Below are 17,253 nucleotides of genomic sequence, written 5' to 3'. Positions count from 1 at the left end.
AAAAATATACAGCAATACTTTCAGATGAAGTTTAAGTAAGCAGATTGGAGCTTTCTAGACATCTTCCTAAAGGATTACATCTGTCAATTGCCAACGGCTTGCCCAACGTTTTGTGAGGGTACGTGACATCGTGGCTCATTGCCGCTACATTGGGGCGAATTCGCCTATCTCTATGCTATGAGCCGTCGGTCATCGAGTTCCGTGCCAAATCGTCCGCCTAATCGCCCAAAGGTTGGAGCGAGCCGTCGCCAATCTACACTGCCAGTACGCCCCTTGGTGCGATCGCCTGTTCCATCAAGTTCGCTACCAACACAACAGCGATCGCTTGTGCCAAAAAGAAGTTCGCGGCGATTCAGGTTGGGCGGTAAAGGAGCGCGGATAATAGGTGCGATCGCTCTCATGATGCTGCTTTCCAGTGGTATTGCGGGTAGCGGCTGGTTAGCGCTGCAACTGATTGTGAACCCGCAATCGTTGGGCTGGGTGAGCCGATGGGTTCCTGGATGGTTGCCATCAAAAGGGACGGAACAACCCTCCAAATCAATCCATGCAATTCGAGCAGAACTCCGTACCCAGGGAAAAACCGTTGGAGAACTGCTGGAACTGGGTAAGAATGTCAGTGCGAATGACAGAACGACTGTATTCGATCTGCTGCTGCCTGTGTTGGAGCAGCGCCCTAATTGTCAGACTGATTGCGACCAAATTGTAGAATTGCGGCTTTATCAGACAGTAGCGGAGACGGGAAGCGCAACCAATGAACCGCTATATTCTTTGGTTGATCAGATCGCGATTGCAGGACCCGAAGAATCCTTTGCGATCGCGCCCTTGGTGAATGCCAAATCAGATAATCAAGGTTCCAGTCGAGCGTTGCCTTTGACCAGCGTGACGCGATATGAATTGTCATCCTCCCAAGGGGTTTGGCTCAATCTCAGCGGTAAACGAGATCGGGGTAATGAAACCCTTGCTTATGGGCAAATCATTCACTACAACCCCGGCCGTTTTCACCTCAGCAAAAAGTTGCAGTGGACAAGTCCCACGGGGGAGGAGCCAATCTGGAAACAGGTCACTGGTGGCAGTACCCCAGAACTGATCATCAATCACACCATCGGCATGGAGCCACAGTTTGAGATTTATCAAATCAAGCCACTCAACTTTTTACCTAGCCCTATTCAGCTAGAATCGATCTCGCTCGCTGAGTCAGCCTTACCCCAGTCCACTTATCGCTCTGCACTACTGCTGGCACGAGCAGGGCTGTGGTCAACCAGTCTCAAATGGCTGGAATCGCTTAAAGGAAAATTGCCCACCAAAGATTGGTCTAGCGTGGCGCAAGCCCAGTTCGATCTGGTTCGCTGGCACGCTCAGGTTACTCAAGTTCAGGCAGAGAGTTCTTGGGCAAGCCCCAGTCAGCAGGTGTTGGCAAATTTGATCGATGGGCGCTGGGAGCGAGCGTTGCAGGTGTTTCAATCGTCTGTTATTGCCAGTCATGAAACGGCAGAGGTGCTAAAAGCAGATGTAGGCAGATTAGAAAATCGGATCAAAGCCTTTGAACAAACCGGATCGAACAAACTTGAGGTGAACGCATGGGGTGCGTTATTGGTAGCAGCGCAAAAAGGACAACCTGCCGCGATCGCCTGGTTAAAAAAGCTGCCAAAAATAACCACTGCTGAAGTTGCTCAAATCACCGCTTTAACAAAACGCCTTGATCCTGCGTTTACAGATAATCTGCTCGACAGCAATGCCAGTCGAATTATCGGCACCGTTCAACCCCTCGCCCAGTTCAACCCATCAGATTGGTCACTTCCCCCAAACAAGGAGCCACTGCAAGCCGATCAGCAAACCTGGTATCAAATGACTGTCACTGCCTTTCACACGGGCGATCGCTGGCAGTCGAATGCATTTTCAAACTTGCCAACTGGAGCAACCGCGCTATGGAATCGGTTAGGGTTGGATGCCGCTCCGACGGTGCAAATTGTGGAATGGCAATCCCAAGGTGAAGCCCAAACTCTGTTGGCAACCATTAAAGCAGTCCGATTACAAGGAGATCGCTTGCAACTACTCGTCTCTGGCAACACTGCATTAGTTGCAGGGAACACGCCTTCTCATACGCTCGCCATCACAGAATCAGCCCTACAGTGGCTCAGCCCCGATGTAGTTTCCTTGGGCGACTGGATGCAGCAGCAACCAAAATGGACGGCAAAAGCAATTTCGGCATTGACACAAGAATTGCAGCAGACGATCGCCATCTCAGCCTGGAACGATATAGAACCACTTGCAAGCAATTGGACTATCCAGCTTGCCAATCTGACGGGCGGTACTCAACCCGATGTCATCTTGACGCTCCAACCCGATGACTTAAACACACTCAGTTTATCCCCAGGGCGATCGCCCAAATCGGGATGGACCCAGCCCAAAACCTTGATCTTCTCTAGCTCTGGCAAACTGCTGTATAGCGAACTTTCTGTAGAAAAAGGACAGCATTATCGAGCGATCGCGGATTTAGGCAACTCCTTACCAACTCTGATCGTTGATTCCCCAAAACAGTACAAACTGTTGCACTGGTCAACTAAACATCAACAATTTGAATAAGCACGGGGCAATGGGTAGGAGAGGCTTTCACTCGCCCTATCTCCTGTGGAGATACGCGATCGCCATTTCTACTTATCGGATGCCAAAGAGGTTTCCTAGCCGCACTTTTAGAGAAACGTAAGCTGGCAGTTGGTAATGTTCCACTAAAAGCCATGCCACCATCAAAAAGTGAATGGAAAACGAAAGCGCTATCCAAACTGCGGGAAACCAATACCACCCACTGCCTTCAAGGGGTGGAAATGTGTGAGAAGACAACCAAACGAGAGTCGGCGGCAAGATGCTAATCACAGCGCCCACGAACCAGACAGTGATCGTCAAATCTACATCTGCCTTGTTCATCGCTTGCCATTTGGTGCCTATCCAGCGCCAAGTGGCAGGTTGAGAGCTATCTTCAACTCGAACAGTTTGTTCGGATAGATTTGCCGTAAAAATGTGGCGACAAAAGTGACAAGAGTAGGCATCCATCAGCACGATCGCTTCAAGATCTTCATGGCGACAAACCGGACAAATGTAGCTGCCGTTCATTTCTAAGATACGGCGTTCGGCATTCATACTTAGAGGCGCTTTCAAGTCTTTAGAGGGGCTATCAGATTGCATTGTGATGATGCCTCGTGGGTGTCGTTGCAGTAAATTCACTCAACGCTGTGCTGCACACCCCTACAACCTACCCTAAGGACTTACGGATCTCAACTCCATTCTGCTGTAACACCACCACCGGATCAGCACTGCCTGCCGATACAATTTTCTTCACTAGCACCCTACCATTCTCTAAATACTCTCCCACAGCCACATAGCGACTAGAGCCAGCACTAGGCTCTTTGACTATCACAGTCCATTTTCCACCCACTTGCACAACACCGTTTACCGCGATCGCATCAGCAACCGAAGTTGGTGAAGGAGGTGCAACCGGAATTCTAATAGGTGGCAAATTTCCTGGTGGCAATGGTGCAAGATTAGGCAAATTGGGATAAGAACCTACAGCGATCGGAGGCAAGGAGAGAGATGGTACACTTGCCTTTGAGGGCACTGCCTGCGTTGGCAACTTGCTTACGCTACGAGGCAAAGGCGACACTGCCACCCTAGATGGAATGGAACGGGAAGAGATGACAATGGGCAGGTCTGAACCAGGCACAACTGCAAAAGGGTCCCGGCGACCCGTCACAATGCTAGGAATTCGAGTTGCTGCATTGGTGGGCTGCAACAATCCCGGCACAGGGCGCGCGATCGGTTTGGCTGACGAGTTGGTCAGCGGCGTTGAAAAATTTTGTGCTGTTGGTGGCGTTTGAATCGCTCCAGATTGAGCTTGTTTTTCGCCCGACTCACCAGAGCACCCGATTGATAAAGTGACAATACCCAGAATGCCAAGCCACAATTGCCGTTTCATCGCTGGCAACCCCCCTTCGTTCAGTTCAAACTAGACCAAGGATAGCCGCGTTTCTTGATTGTGGCGCACTAATGTTTTGAGTAAGGAGTTGGGAGTGTGGAGTTAGGGGACAGAAGAAACTCAGAATTCGGAACTCAAAGCCTCGCACTCCAAGCTGATTACTTCTCACCCCACACCCCGCATTCAGTCTATCGATGATAGTTTCGGAAGGAGATATACCCGTCCTTCTCATCGTAAATGTGGCAGTGGTCAGTAATTTCTTTCATCAACTGCCAAGAGAAACGGCTTTCATGCAGATAGCCACCCCAGTTTTGCTTGAGGCTCTCGTGTGCCATTCGCAAGTTGTAGGAGGGAATGGCCGTAGACAAATGGTGCGGAATATGGACGTTAATGTGATGACAGAGAAACTCAATCCAGGCGGGATATTCACAATGAACGGTGCCAGCCAATTGAGCTTGGACGGCGTTCCATTCAGTTGGCTCTTGGAAAGCAATATCTGGAGTCGTGTGGTGAACTAAAGTGAAGGTACTCATCCAAAAATGGTAGACCAACCAGGGAAGTAACCAGAATTTGACGAAGCCCCAAAGTCCTGTTGTTGCGATTAACAAAGGAAAGGCGATCGCAGCAAACCCGATCACAACCAGCATAGAAAAGGTCGCTTTTTGGCGATCCTTGGGTTCAAATTGGGAGCGATCGAAGTGTAAGCCAGCCCAGTGAACAATAGACGCTAGCCACCACATCCGACCCCGCATGACCTGATAGCCTCGCAGCCAGATAGAAGGATAGTTGTCGTAATCTTCGGGTCGGGCAGGTTGCCACGCATTGTCCACGTCCATTTTGTTGGTATGGGCATGGTGTTTGTTGTGCAAAATACGCCAGCAGTGGAAGGGATAAATCAACGGCAAGAACATAATGTGCCCAAGCAAATCGTTGAGCCATTGGCGCTTAGCAAAGGAGCGATGTCCGCAATCGTGACCCAGCACAAAAAAGCCAGTCAGCGCAGTTCCAGTAAAAATCCAGGCGATCGGTAGGAGAAACCAGGGTGCGATCGCAATGCTGGCATAGCCCAAAGCCACCATACCAACGTTGATGAAAACAGACATCCAGGCTTTTTGCCTATTTTTTTGAAAACAAGCCTTGGGTAAGGTCTTCAAAATATCTTTCAAGCGCAAATCAGGTTGAGCTTGAACAGTCTCCGGGGAAATTTGGCTAATGGGTGAAGCAATCATAGATAGATACTTTCTCCTCACGAGTGAAACCTGGACAAAGAAGAGATGAAATGGGGCTTGCAATACAAAGAACAGCGCATTAACAGAACCCAAAAAAGCGTGATGTTCCCATTTGGACAAAAAAAACTAGCTACGAAATCATAGCCAGCAGCAGTACATGGATCGACTTTGAGGTGCGTCAATAAAACGAGCAATGGACATCTTAAAACCGCGATCGCCCACACTCATAAACACACCCTTGAGAAAGAATAGCCAACACAAGGTTTTGCTTAAAAAAGCGCAACAAAACTTTAATAGGTATAGCACAATCCAGGGGATCGCAATTCAATCGGCAAATTTAGGGGTCAGGGTAAATGTCGGGGATCAAGAGACGATGCCACATATCGGACGATATAAGAAAGTTAAAACCAAAGCTTGAAATCTGCCCTTCATCACTCTTCGTTTGGCTTTCCTACTTTTTCTCCGATCGCCAGCCGTGTTCCATTGGCAAAATCTGCACCTGACTGGGGGCGCTTGCCAGAAAGCTGGATTTCTTTTAGTAGAATCTGTCCGTTACCAGTTTGGACAATCGCGCCCAACCCTTTCGCGATCGCCGCAATGGTTCCGGGTTCACTGTTAGCGTTGAGCGCATCAAAATGCCCTTTCAATCCGATTTGAACATCAGAGGGCAATTCATTCAAGTAGGCAGGATCTAGGGGGATCGTGGCCATCACCTTCAGCGTTTCGCCCCGAAAGATCGTACTGCAACTTGGAAAAAAACCGCGCACCTGGTTATGGAGGGCGATCGCAGATTTTGACCAGTCCAGTTCATAGTCTTCCTTTTTGATCAGTGGTGCATAAGTCGCTTGGGCATGATCTTGAGGGATGGGCTGGGCAGTACCCTGGTTGAGTTGCAACAGGGTTTCAACCAGCAGATCGGCAGACATGAGCGATAGTTGGGCGGCGAGATCCTGTGCATTTGTTAAGGGAGCGATCGCAATTCGACCCATAGTTAGCATCGCACCCGTATCCATTCCAGCATCCATCAGCATAGTAGTAATGCCTGTTTCTGCTTCTCCGTGGTAAATGCTCCATTGAATCGGCGCAGCCCCGCGATATTTTGGCAAAATCGAGCCATGGGCATTGACACAGCCCAAGCGCGGCATATCCAGAATGGCTTGAGACAAAATTTGTCCGTAGGCAACTACCACAAACACATCCGCTTCTGCCAACCGCAGCTTTTCTAGCGTTTCAAGCTCCTTCTTGACGCTGCGAGGCTGCCAAACTGGCAAGATAGCCTGTACCAATGTTTTTACAGGCGACGGTATTAGCTGATTTCCACGCCCTCGCCGTTTATCCGGCTGCGTCACCACAGCAACCACATTAAAATCGGGATGCGCCAACAAGCGTTCCAAACTGGGTACTGCAAATTCTGGCGTTCCGAAGAAAACGATTTTCATGAGGTTAGCAATGTCAAATAAAATAGTTGAATAAGGGGAAAAAGAAATCTAGCAGTGAATTCCAAAAAAAAGAGTTCGACTTACGCCGAACCCCTTGCTACTCTCTCATACTCGTAAAAAATCTTTGACCGTTACAGATCGCCACCCTGTGCAGCTAACAAGAAGATAACGATTGGTCCAGAAATCATAATTGCAGCGATCATCGCTAATTGAACGATCGCTTCCCAATTAACGCCGCCTAAAATGTCAGTAACAAAACCCATGATTCCTCCCAAGCTGAGCCACTACCGACTCATCAAGCTATCGTATAAGTTGCTGTAACAGTTATTTATCTTATTCTGGCGACTGGGGCATCCCTCAGAAAGTTAATAAAACTATAAAAAGGCGGACCATGGCGACTTGGCAATGTGTAAAACAATGTGGTGCTTGCTGCAACCTCGATCCAGGCGATCGCCCAGAACTGGAGGATTACTTAACAACTGAGGAATTGAGTTTGTACTTAAGCCTGGTGGGAGAAGATGGCTGGTGCATCAATTTTGATCAAGAAAATCGGGAATGCCGTGTTTATAGCGATCGCCCCCGCTTTTGCCGGGTAGAAACAGCCGTGTTCCAGGAGTTATATGGAATCGAGCCTGAAGAATTGAATGATTTTGCGATCGACTGCTGTCGCCAGCAAATTGAGGGCGTGTATGGCGATCGCAGCCTGGAAATGCTGCGCTTTGATCGAGCTATCGGACTTTAATCGGCTTGCTTCAGGTTTCAGCAGCAAAAGCTTCGGGGCCAACGCCCCAGTTTACCCAGCAGATGGCTTCACGGGCAGAGGTTATGCCGGGCGGCCTATGAATTTCTGCGTTGGATTCAGTTAGTAGCCATTTTGCTTTCCACGGGTTTAATAAGGATGCAATATTAACAAGGCAAATAAATCCCAAAAACGCACACTTTCAGATTGGGATGATTGCCTCACCCGTTGCACTTTTGGAGAGAGTTCACCATACTGGATAGTGAAAAGAAAATGAAAGCAATTCTGATTGAATCCTGTGCAAAGTAATCTGCCAATTTCAAACGTGCCAGCGCCAGAGGTGAAAGTGCTAGAACTTAAGCTAGACCCGCAGGATGTAGCGCTATCTGAGATTGGAATTGTTGTGAAAGCAGAGCAGTTAAGCGCGATCGCCCCTTCAGCCGCAAGCTCCTCAGAAAAGCCTCCCGTATCTTCCTGGAAAGTTTTCACCTCCACGTTCGTCACTATCTTTCTGGCAGAACTGGGTGATAAAACCCAAATGTCTACTCTGCTAATGAGTGCTGAGTTTCACAAGCCCTGGGTGATATTCGCAGGAGCCGGAACTGCGCTCGTTGCAACAACGCTGATTGGGGTTTGGGTAGGTCAATGGCTCTCTACTCGTCTTTCGCCTCGCACATTGGATGTTGCGGCCGGTATTCTGCTGGCACTGATCTCAGCATGGTTGGTGTGGGATGTGGTGCAACTGTAAGAAGGGATGATTATGGACTGGCATCTTTTAGGATTGACGTTTATTACGGTGTTTATCTCGGAACTGGGCGATAAAAGCCAACTGGCAGCGATCGCGCTCAGCAGTGGTTCTAAATCTCCCCGTCCGGTATTTTTTGGTGCGGCGGCGGCACTGCTGCTAGCAAGTTTTTTGGGCGTAATCATTGGGGAAGGCACGTCCCACTTTTTGCCTGCTCGATTGGTGAAAATTATAGCGGCAGCAGGATTTGCAATTTTGGCCGTGCGGATGCTGATCCCTGCCAGGATAGTTCAGGATGAGGCTTCTCCCGAAGATAACTCTACTCCTACTCCTCTTAAATCCTAGTCTCTAGCCCGACCCTCTGCGATCGCTACTAATTTTCAAGGCTGACCATAAAGCTCCTAGAGACTTTGGTCGTTAGTCCTCAACAGATCTTTCACATTATAAGGATATCCAAAATAGGCTTTAAAGTCCGACCAACTCTGACTGAAAGGAACTTTGATATCCTTGCAGAGATAGATTGGAATATTACTCTTAATCCCAATTACTTGGGCATGAGTCACAGTATCGACTTGTTCAACCTGGTTAAACAGTTGCTTGAGGTAACCGCGATCGCCCCCCACGCTGATGACCTGTTCACCCGAATAATTCTGATACCCCCAAAAATAAAAGGCGTGGGCACCACTGATTCCTTTGGGTAGACCATAGCGAGGGCCATACAAATAGATCGCTCCTGCATCAGTGTATTTCCAAGAAAGGATCGCAGTTTGAGCTTGTTGGTTGGTGGGTAACTGACGGTAAACCTTGCTGACATGGGCTACAGTATCTTCCCACCCCAACATCGCTCTAAATTGCCAGGGTGCTTGAGTGGCTAACGCTGCATCAGCGCGTTCGGGCAGAAAGTAATCCTTTGAATAGAAACTTGAGAAGCGGAGTAAGGTCTCCATCGGCAGCACCGGGAGCGTCATGGGAATCAGTACTGCTACTGCACTCACCAATAACGCTCCTGAAATCGCTACTTTGAATAACCGCTGACCGCTGACCCACTGTTCAACCACGATCGCTCCCCCGGCAAACAGCATGGGGTAGAGCGGTCCTACGTAATAGGACTTGCCTTGCAATAGTAGAAATAGCCCATAGGTAATGACAAAGATCCACCCAAACAGGCGATAGGGTTTGCCATCTTTAGCCTTTAAATAAAAGAAAAGCCCAGCCACCCAGATCGGTGCAGCTAACGGATGCATCATTAGGGTGGATTGCACCAATAAGGCAATGATCGACTCAAGAAATGGCTTTTTGCTATAGAGATTAGCTGCTTGTTGTTGTTCTAGAAAAGGCAAGCCATGCTGAGCCTGCCAGATCAGCGTCGGCATTACTAGGAGGATGGCGAACATTCCCCCCAACCAGATCCATTTTTTTGGGACCACTTGGCGCTGCGTCAGCACTAGTCCCACCATCACACTAAATGCAAAGAATACCGTGGAAAACTTATTAAGCAGTCCAATGCCGATCACCACGCCAATGAGTAGCCATAATTTGGGTCTGTGATATTTCAGTGACAACAGAATCAAATAGGCACATAGAGTCCAGATCAATGCCTCAAAGGTATTCACGGTCAGAATGGTATGGATCACCAAAAAGTAAGGTGATATCACTACTAATAGCGCCGCTAGGTATTGGGCAAATCGCCCCCCGCCCAACTCACGAGCCATCAACCCGGTTAGAATGACCAGTAAAGCTCCGGCGATCGCTGGAAAGAACCGAATTGAAAACAAAGAATCGCCCGTCAGCGATCGGCTAAGGTGTGCCACGACCGCAACCAAAGGGGGAAACTCCGTATAACCCCAATCTAGATGCTCACCAGCAGCCATGTAATACAGCTCGTCGCCGTCGTAGCCGTATTGACCATTGGTCAGAAAATGCAGCATTAATTTAACGAACGCCAAAAACCAGAGGATGTTGTACTGTATTGGCTTTTGCATAGGTTAAATCTTAGGCTGAGTGATGGTAGCGGAAAATTTTAGGGCGTTGGTCAGGCATTAAATCGAGTTGTCCTTTGTGTTGCTAACCAACCACCTATGAGAAGTTCTAAATTTCTACAGGCTGACGAGGAGTGGCGGTTTGAGAGGCTTGCTGGGTGCGGCGATCGCCCAGATAGGCAAAAAACTCTTTACCTTCTCGCAAACGACGAACTAGCATTTGGCGATCACTCAGCATTTCTCGCACAATTGGAAAAATCGCTTTGGGGCGGAAGTAGAAACGCCGATACATTTGCTCGACGGATTCTTCTATTTGCTCACTAGACAAAGTGGGATAGTGCAATGTGGAGGTTTGGATACCCGAGTTGGCAACTAGAGCATGGTCAGCAAACCAGCCGTTTGCTTTCGCCTCTTGATAGAGTTGGGTGCCGGGATAGGGCGCAGCGATCGAAACCTGAATGGTATGAGGACTAATTTCGCAGGCAAAACGAATGGTTTCTTCAACAGTTTCGCGAGTTTCGATTGGCAGCCCAATGATGAAGGTGCCATGCACGGTGATTCCCAGATCATGGCAATGTTTCATAAATTGCCGCGCTGCTTCTAGCCGAACGCCTTTATTAATGTTGTTAAGAATTTCTTGGTTGCCCGACTCGAAACCGACCAACAATAGGCGCAAGCCGTTATCTCGCAGTTGCTTGAGAGTGTCGTAGTCCAGGTTGGCGCGGGCATTACAACTCCAAGTGATGTTTAGCCGCTTCATGTGTTCGCTGATAGCGATCGCCCGTGGCTTGTCGATGGTGAAGGTGTCGTCATCAAACATATATTCCTGGACTCGATCGCCAAATAGCGCTTTTGCCTCTTCCATCTCGCGCCCCACCACATCTGGGCTTTTGGTGCGATATTGATGTCCACCAATAGTTTGAGGCCACAGGCAAAAACTACACTTTGCCGGACAACCCCGCCCCGTGTAGAACGAGACATAGGGGTGGCGCAAATAGCCAATGAAATACTTGGTGATGTCCAAATCACGGGCATAGACGGGCAACACACTTGGCATCGCATCCCAATCGTGAATCAATTCTCGATCTTCGGTGTGGTGCAGAGTGCCGTACTTGTCGCGGTAACTCAATCCTCGAATTTGATCCCAGGGGATGCCTGCTGCGAGATCTTTACAGGTGTAGTCAAACTCGTGACGACAGACGAAATCAATCACCGGGTGTTCGCGCAGGGTTGGCTCTGGCAGCACTGCCACGTGGGCACCAATTAAGCCGATTTGGGTTTCAGGGTTTTGCGCTTTAATTGCTTCTGCACATTTGACGTCGTTGGCAAGGGATGGCGTACTGGTGTGCATAATCACCAGTTCGTAGTCTTTGGCGATCGCCAATACATCGGCGATCGTCTGTCCATGGGGCGGCGCATCCACCAGTTTGCTCCCCGGCACCATTGCCGCAGGCTGTGCAAGCCAAGTGGGATACCAAAAAGAGGTAATCTCTCGCTTTGCTTGGTATCGCGCTCCCGCACCCCCATCAAAGCCATCAAAAGATGGAGGTCCCAAAAATAATGTTTTTTTCATCAATAACTCCTCACAATAGTGATGCCAAAACCAGACAAGAATTTTCTCTGTCCCCTATTCCCGCTCTTCCTTATCACTCTGAAACGCTGACTTCCGGACGATTCGCGGGTTGTTTTTGAGGGAGCAAACTGAGAACACGGAGGGCGATCACAGATAGTTTAGGCAGCAAGTTGGGTGGCAGTAGGCGATCGTCAAAGCTGCTCATGCGCTTCTCGTTTTCTTGCAAACAAACCGAGAACACTCGTGCCAGCGTTAAATGATCGGCAAATGTACCTGACCCAGTTGCCGTAAAACCGGCTTCTGTGCCATCACCCGCACTGCCAGACGCCTTGGCTAGATGCAATAGCGCACGACCATAGTGAACCACAGCATGGACACCTCGTAACGGTGCAAACCCCCTGCCCTGATGCACTTGCAGATAGCTGACCCAATTCACAAAAAAGACGATGTGACGAGCTTCCTCATAACAAAATCGGATCAAAAATGGTGAACAGCGCTTCGGGAAAGTAGTGAGTCTGCCGCGCCGAGTCCACCATGCCAAAAGCGAAGTAGGAATCTAAACATTTTTTCTCATTACAAAACTATGCAACTGAGTGTATCGCTCTAGCCAGCAATTGTCTTCACCTGCTCAGTCAGATTCGGAGTCAGTGCAACCAGTTTGCCGCTGCGAGTTAACCGAAACTGACGATCGCGCCATTCCACCGTGTTACCAATAAAGCTATAGCCCCACAGCATAAAACTGATCACATCCCGCAGGGGCACCAGCCAAAATAGCTTTTGGGCAACCGGGTCACCTAAGCATCGAATACCCACAAACCAAGCCATTGCTAGACGCATTGTCCAAGTAATGCCTAAAACACTCCAACCTAAGGCTGAGCCACCTGTGGCTAGCAAAAATAATAGACTGGTTACCGTTCCATGGGTGAAGATCAAACCTGCATACCCCCACGGACGCGAAGCGCGAATTCCGACTAGCCAACGGGTCTGGCGATGAATGGATTCTGCGATCGTGCTGAGTGGCATCACATGTTCAATCAAATATTCAGAAAGCACGACTTTGTAGCCTGCCTGAGTTGGCAAAAAGCCTAGCTGAAAATCATCTGCTAAATAGTCGGCGATCGCGGCAAAACCACCAATTTCTTCCAGCACCGATCGCCGAATGACAATCGTTTGCCCCATGGCGAATTTGATCCCTTCCAGCGCTGTACTCACCAATACTCCGGGCAAAAACTCTGTTGGTGTACTCAGCGCTTCCAAGGTTGTGACCCATCCTTGCGTAATAGACCGATATAAACACGTCACCACACCCACAGCCGGATCGCTCAGCGGTTGAATCACGCGGCGCAAGTAATTTGACTGCACATGCACATCGCTATCGGCTAAGAGCAAGAGATCATATCTAGCTTTAGTCACGGCATGAGAGAGATTGCTGACTTTGCGATTCGCTCCCAATGTATGAAGACTTGTCGTAACTTGAATATCTAAATTAGGAAAGTCTTTAATGAGCTGCCTCACAACGTCCATGCTGGGATCTTGAGGATCTTGCACACCAAAAATAATTTGATAATCTGGATAGTCTTGCTGGCAGAAAGACGCTAAGTTACCGTAGGTTTTGCTGTCAACACCGCAAATTGGGCGCAAGATGCTAACGGGGGGATGAAAATCCTGATCATAAGCAGGTGAATGAGCAAAAAATCTGCTGGCGGCGTAAATGGCATACCCGTAATAGGCGATCGCGGATACGCTCAACAAAAACAGCGAACCTAAGACAACGTATCTAAAAACTTCCTGACTTGTTGCACCTACCATCAATAGAATCAAACGTTGTGAATGGGTCATCTTGCGCCTTAAAGTCTTTTTTACAGCAATAAAGAAGAGAGCGAATTATCAAGAACTGTTTACTCTTGACTTTATTTATTTTGATGCTGAAAAATAAAGAGATCATTGCACGTTTTCTCACAATGCTGGAATTCTTCTAAAGATGGATCTATAACTTTAAGTTATCATCGCGTGACTTGAAATCCATTTTTGCAGAATTGGGTTGACCACCTCTGGCGATTCATCCTGAGGGCAATGACCCACGCCCTCTAAAGCAATGAACTGCTCAACACAGGCATACTTAGCAAATTCTTGCCCTAGGGCGATCGGTTCCCACGGGTCAGCACTTCCCCACAAAATCAGAGCCGGACAGGGCAAAACTTCGAGTAAATCTTCAGGCAACGGTCCTTGAGAGTAGCCCGTAAATGCAAGAAACACGTCTGCTGCACCGGATTCTTTTGCCGGAGCCATAAGGATTTCAATCAGTTCGTCGGTCACAGCCTCTGGGTGAGCATAAGCCTGTGACAGAATCTTGCGGACGGTTTTAGGTTGAGCAACTTGCCGGAAAAATGCCCGTCCGATCGCTCGATTCTTTAACACTTTTTGCAAAATCGGTGTGCCGATGCGCTTAAACCAGGGCTGCGTAGCACGGCGGCGATCGTGCAACAATCGCAAAGAGCAATTTAGCAATGCAACGGCACGTACCAGATCGGAATGATCAACTGCCGCCTGCATTGCCGCAATACAACCAATCGAATTGCCAATTAGAAAAGCAGGTTCGCCCACCACTTCACGGCAAAAATCGGCAATCTGCTCTCCCCAAGTTTCAAAGGTATATTCCACCTGTTCGCCAAATTGGAACACTCCAGGAGTCGGTTTATCAGATCCACCAAAGCCAATTAAATCGAGAGCAAACACCCGTCCTGTAGTTGCCAACTCTGGAATATTTTTGCGCCAGTGCCCCAGGGAAGCGCCGAAGCCGTGAATCAGAACAATCGCGGGACCACTTTTGCCTTGGGTTTGGTAGCGGATAGAGAACCCTTTCCAATGCCATAAATCATATTGAGCAGTGGCAGGTTCCGCAGATGAGGCAGTTAGAGACGTATCAATATTCTTCATTCAGTTCTTATAACAGTTGAAACCTAACTACTGCACCATTTTGCAAGTGCGTTCTTCTCTTCTGAACGTTAAGTAGCTATCAATATTTCTTTAAAGTGGTAAACTCTCCTCACCCAGATTGTAACAATCTTGTAAAAAAAGATGTAGCCTAGTTGGCTTTTTTTTCTGGCTTTTGATGGTTCTTTAGATTTATGTCTACGGATAGTTTTTAGATCGGCTTCAATCATTAGATTATCTAATACAAGGAAGTAGGACAAATTCGTGCTTTGTAGGGCTTTTTGAGGGAGTAACAGCACGTTGGTGAGATTATTCCAATATCGGTTCCTCTGGATCAAGGTACACAGCGAGTAAGTTTTGTCTCTATTCAAATCAAAATCGATCAACCGTTTGAAGGGATGAGGTAGAAGCATGGTGAGTCTCAATATCAAGCCAAGTGTCTCAGTTTCCGCTCCAAAAGCAGCTAGACCTGTTGACTATCCTCGTCCACCGATTCCTGGCCGTCAGGCAATTGCATTGATTTCTGATCACGGCGACCCAGCAGCGGATATTGGCAAAGAAGCAGCAGGTGGGCAGAACGTTTACGTCCGCCAAGTTGGAGAAGCATTGGCAAAGCTTGGCTGGCAGGTCGACATGTTTACCCGCAAAGTTAGGGCAGACGACCCAACAATCGTGCAACATTCGCCCCATTGCCGCACTATTCGGCTCGTTGCAGGTCCTCAAGATTTCATTTCCCGTGATGAACTTTTTAGATACATGCCGGAGTTTGTGAGTGCGTTTCAAGCATTTCAAGCGAAAGAAGGCACTAATTATCCTTTGATTCACACAAATTACTGGATGTCTGCCTGGGTTGGATTGCAGCTTAAGCAACAAACCAATATTCAACTGGTGCATACTTACCATTCACTGGGTGCGGTGAAATATCAAGCCGTTCCAATGCGTCCTGAGATCGCAAATACGCGCTTGAGCATTGAACAAGAGATATTAGAAAATGCGAGCTGCATTGTGGCAACCAGTCCCCAAGAAGAAGAAACCTTGCGATCACTTGTATCCCAAGCAGGTTGTGTAGAGGTAATCCCCTGTGGCACTGACATTGAAAACTTTCACTTCATTCCTAAAGCGGAAGCTCGTAACCAGCTTGGATTAGGGCAAGATGAGGCGATCGTGCTTTACGTCGGGCGTTTTGATCCTCGCAAAGGGATCGATACCTTAGTAAAAGCCTGTGCAAGACTAAAAGAAGGGATAAACTGCCGAGTATTAGGCGTTGATGGTTCTTGCCTCGTTCCTACTCCTTATGCATTAAACCCAACCAAGCTAAAGTTGGTTATTGTCGGAGGTAGTGACCCTGATCAAAGCGATGGACAGGAGCGGCTGCGGATTGAAGCGAAAGTGCGGGACCTAGGATTGGCAGACCAGACGCAATTTGTCGGTCGTGTTGGACATGATTTACTGCCGCTCTACTATACGGCTGCGGATGTGTGCGTGATTCCTAGCCACTATGAACCTTTTGGACTGGTGGCGATAGAAGCAATGGCGTGCGGCACTCCGGTGGTTGCTTCAAATGTGGGCGGTTTAAAATTTACCGTTGTTCCAGAAGAAACGGGTTTGCTGGTGCCACCTAAAGATGTCGATGCATTTGCCAACGCGATCGATCGCGTCTTGAGCCAGGAGATTTGGGCGAAAAAACTACGGCGGCAGGCATCTATTCGAGTGCAGCAAAACTTTAGCTGGTCAGGAGTCGCAGCTCATCTCAGCAATTTATATCGCCATCTCTTGGCTCAGTCGATTTCTCATAAAGGGCTATGGCAACCAACAAGTCAGCGCCTTGCGGCTCCGATGGTTCCGATGACAAAAGCCTCCTAGGACATGATTGTGCGGAAGAGTTATTCTTTCAGAAAGATACTGGATTTCACATTTCTAGTCTTTCCATAATGCAATGCCGCCTAACAGCCCAGCAACATTGGGCACTACTTTGATTAAGGGTGGCAGTTCAATGGTAATAAATTTAGTGTTTCCGCCTCCTAGGTAAAGAGTGTCGAAGTTAAATAAATGCTGTAGGTTCGCGATCGCTTTTTGAAGGCGCTCATTCCATTGCTTTTTACCTGATTGTTCTAGCGCGGCTCGCCCCAATTGTTGCTCGTAGGTTTCTCCTTTACGAAACGGATGGTGTCCTAATTCCAAGTTAGGCACTAGCAAACCATTGATGAACAGCGCAGACCCAAATCCTGTTCCTAAAGTCACTACGAGTTCTACGCCAATCCCTGCGATCGCGCCCAAACCTTGCATATCTGCATCATTAATCACACGAGTCGGTTTCCCGAGGGTCTCAACAAGTGCAGCGGCAAGATCAAAATTAATCCATTCAGGTGTGAGATTTGCGGCGGTTTCAGTAATGCCATTCCGCACTACGCCCGGAAAACCCACTGAAACGCGATCGAATTCTTTGGTTGCTGCCAACTCTTTCACCATGTTAATGACTGCGCTAGGGGATGGACTTTGGGGCGTATCTCTGCGATCTCGCTCGGTTAGCGCCATACCCTTTTCATCCAGTACCATCACTTTGATGCCACTTCCACCAATATCCACTGAGAGTGTTTGCTTACCCATTCGGTTCAGTCGATTTTCAAGAGTTTATGTAGTTCATGTTT

The 17,253-nt window shown here is 48.4% G+C and carries 17 protein-coding genes; 5 read left to right on the top strand and 12 right to left on the bottom strand.

All coding sequences use genetic code 11. The features are described from left to right. Nucleotides 1–170: 170 nt before the first annotated feature. Nucleotides 171–401 carry a hypothetical protein gene (locus JOY44_RS06055; RefSeq protein ID WP_171572768.1) on the bottom strand — a complete coding sequence of 77 codons (231 nt, stop codon included), beginning with the start codon at nt 399–401 and terminating at the stop codon, nt 171–173. On the opposite strand from JOY44_RS06055, the gene JOY44_RS06050 reads away from it, so the two are divergent. Further along, nucleotides 400–2,583, top strand: a complete 2,184-nt coding sequence (locus JOY44_RS06050) for a hypothetical protein (protein ID WP_171572767.1) — start codon at nt 400–402, stop codon at nt 2,581–2,583. The genes JOY44_RS06055 and JOY44_RS06050 overlap by 2 nt on opposite strands. Before the next feature lie 72 nt (nt 2,584–2,655). Here JOY44_RS06050 and JOY44_RS06045 read toward each other — a convergent pair whose 3' ends face one another. From JOY44_RS06045 to psb30, 5 genes are all read right to left on the bottom strand, one after another. After that, nucleotides 2,656–3,180: a hypothetical protein gene (locus JOY44_RS06045; protein ID WP_197985004.1), complete on the bottom strand. Its 525-nt coding sequence runs from the start codon at nt 3,178–3,180 to the stop codon at nt 2,656–2,658. Between the two features lie 67 nt (nt 3,181–3,247). Further along, nucleotides 3,248–3,967: a hypothetical protein gene (locus tag JOY44_RS06040; protein ID WP_171572766.1), complete on the bottom strand. Its 720-nt coding sequence runs from the start codon at nt 3,965–3,967 to the stop codon at nt 3,248–3,250. Between the two features lie 188 nt (nt 3,968–4,155). Next, a complete protein-coding gene (locus JOY44_RS06035) occupies nt 4,156–5,196 on the bottom strand; it encodes a fatty acid desaturase (RefSeq protein WP_171572765.1) in 1,041 nt (346 codons plus the stop codon). A gap of 431 nt (nt 5,197–5,627) precedes the next feature. Beyond that, nucleotides 5,628–6,635, bottom strand: a complete 1,008-nt coding sequence (gene fmt / locus JOY44_RS06030) for a methionyl-tRNA formyltransferase (protein ID WP_171572764.1) — start codon at nt 6,633–6,635, stop codon at nt 5,628–5,630. A 131-nt stretch (nt 6,636–6,766) separates the two neighbouring features. Then, nucleotides 6,767–6,898 carry a photosystem II reaction center protein Ycf12/Psb30 gene (gene psb30 / locus JOY44_RS06025; protein ID WP_171572763.1) on the bottom strand — a complete coding sequence of 44 codons (132 nt, stop codon included), beginning with the start codon at nt 6,896–6,898 and terminating at the stop codon, nt 6,767–6,769. A 128-nt stretch (nt 6,899–7,026) separates the two neighbouring features. Here psb30 and JOY44_RS06020 point away from each other — a divergent pair, with 128 nt between their 5' ends. The 3 genes from JOY44_RS06020 to JOY44_RS06010 all read left to right on the top strand — a co-directional run bounded on the left by JOY44_RS06020 (nt 7,027) and on the right by JOY44_RS06010 (nt 8,464). Then, on the top strand, nt 7,027–7,377 hold the full coding sequence (locus JOY44_RS06020; RefSeq protein WP_171572762.1) for a YkgJ family cysteine cluster protein: 351 nt from the start codon (nt 7,027–7,029) through the stop codon (nt 7,375–7,377). A 295-nt stretch (nt 7,378–7,672) separates the two neighbouring features. Next, the gene (locus JOY44_RS06015; RefSeq protein WP_245404915.1) at nt 7,673–8,122 is read left to right on the top strand and encodes a TMEM165/GDT1 family protein; all 450 of its coding nucleotides are present in this window, start codon (nt 7,673–7,675) and stop codon (nt 8,120–8,122) included. Between the two features lie 12 nt (nt 8,123–8,134). After that, nucleotides 8,135–8,464, top strand: coding sequence for a TMEM165/GDT1 family protein (locus JOY44_RS06010; RefSeq protein ID WP_171572761.1), 330 nt, complete (start codon nt 8,135–8,137; stop codon nt 8,462–8,464). 56 nt (nt 8,465–8,520) lie between these two features. Here the strand turns inward: JOY44_RS06010 and JOY44_RS06005 are convergent, their stop codons facing one another. The 5 genes from JOY44_RS06005 to JOY44_RS05985 all read right to left on the bottom strand — a co-directional run bounded on the left by JOY44_RS06005 (nt 8,521) and on the right by JOY44_RS05985 (nt 14,608). Further along, entirely contained in the window at nt 8,521–10,101 is a 1,581-nt protein-coding gene (locus JOY44_RS06005; protein ID WP_171572760.1) for a glycosyltransferase family 39 protein, read from the bottom strand. 106 nt (nt 10,102–10,207) lie between these two features. Next, entirely contained in the window at nt 10,208–11,671 is a 1,464-nt protein-coding gene (hpnJ, locus tag JOY44_RS06000) for a hopanoid biosynthesis associated radical SAM protein HpnJ (RefSeq protein ID WP_171572759.1), read from the bottom strand. A 73-nt stretch (nt 11,672–11,744) separates the two neighbouring features. After that, nucleotides 11,745–12,212, bottom strand: coding sequence for a hypothetical protein (locus tag JOY44_RS05995; protein WP_171572758.1), 468 nt, complete (start codon nt 12,210–12,212; stop codon nt 11,745–11,747). 62 nt (nt 12,213–12,274) lie between these two features. Continuing rightward, nucleotides 12,275–13,510 (bottom strand): bacteriohopanetetrol glucosamine biosynthesis glycosyltransferase HpnI, encoded by a 1,236-nt coding sequence (hpnI, locus tag JOY44_RS05990; RefSeq protein ID WP_197985002.1) that lies wholly within the window; start codon nt 13,508–13,510, stop codon nt 12,275–12,277. 156 nt (nt 13,511–13,666) lie between these two features. Continuing rightward, nucleotides 13,667–14,608, bottom strand: a complete 942-nt coding sequence (locus JOY44_RS05985) for an alpha/beta fold hydrolase (RefSeq protein ID WP_171572757.1) — start codon at nt 14,606–14,608, stop codon at nt 13,667–13,669. 408 nt (nt 14,609–15,016) lie between these two features. Between JOY44_RS05985 and JOY44_RS05980 the strand changes: the two genes are divergently transcribed. Continuing rightward, nucleotides 15,017–16,468 carry a glycosyltransferase family 4 protein gene (locus tag JOY44_RS05980; RefSeq protein ID WP_171572756.1) on the top strand — a complete coding sequence of 484 codons (1,452 nt, stop codon included), beginning with the start codon at nt 15,017–15,019 and terminating at the stop codon, nt 16,466–16,468. 54 nt (nt 16,469–16,522) lie between these two features. Here the strand turns inward: JOY44_RS05980 and JOY44_RS05975 are convergent, their stop codons facing one another. After that, entirely contained in the window at nt 16,523–17,212 is a 690-nt protein-coding gene (locus JOY44_RS05975; protein WP_171572755.1) for an ROK family protein, read from the bottom strand. Nucleotides 17,213–17,253 lie beyond the last annotated feature (41 nt).

Source organism: Leptolyngbya sp. Cla-17, from assembly GCF_016807185.1.
Taxonomy (GTDB): domain Bacteria; phylum Cyanobacteriota; class Cyanobacteriia; order Leptolyngbyales; family Leptolyngbyaceae; genus ULC077BIN1.
Note: the sequence above shows the minus strand (reverse complement) of the source record. Positions and strands in the feature narration are given on the sequence as shown.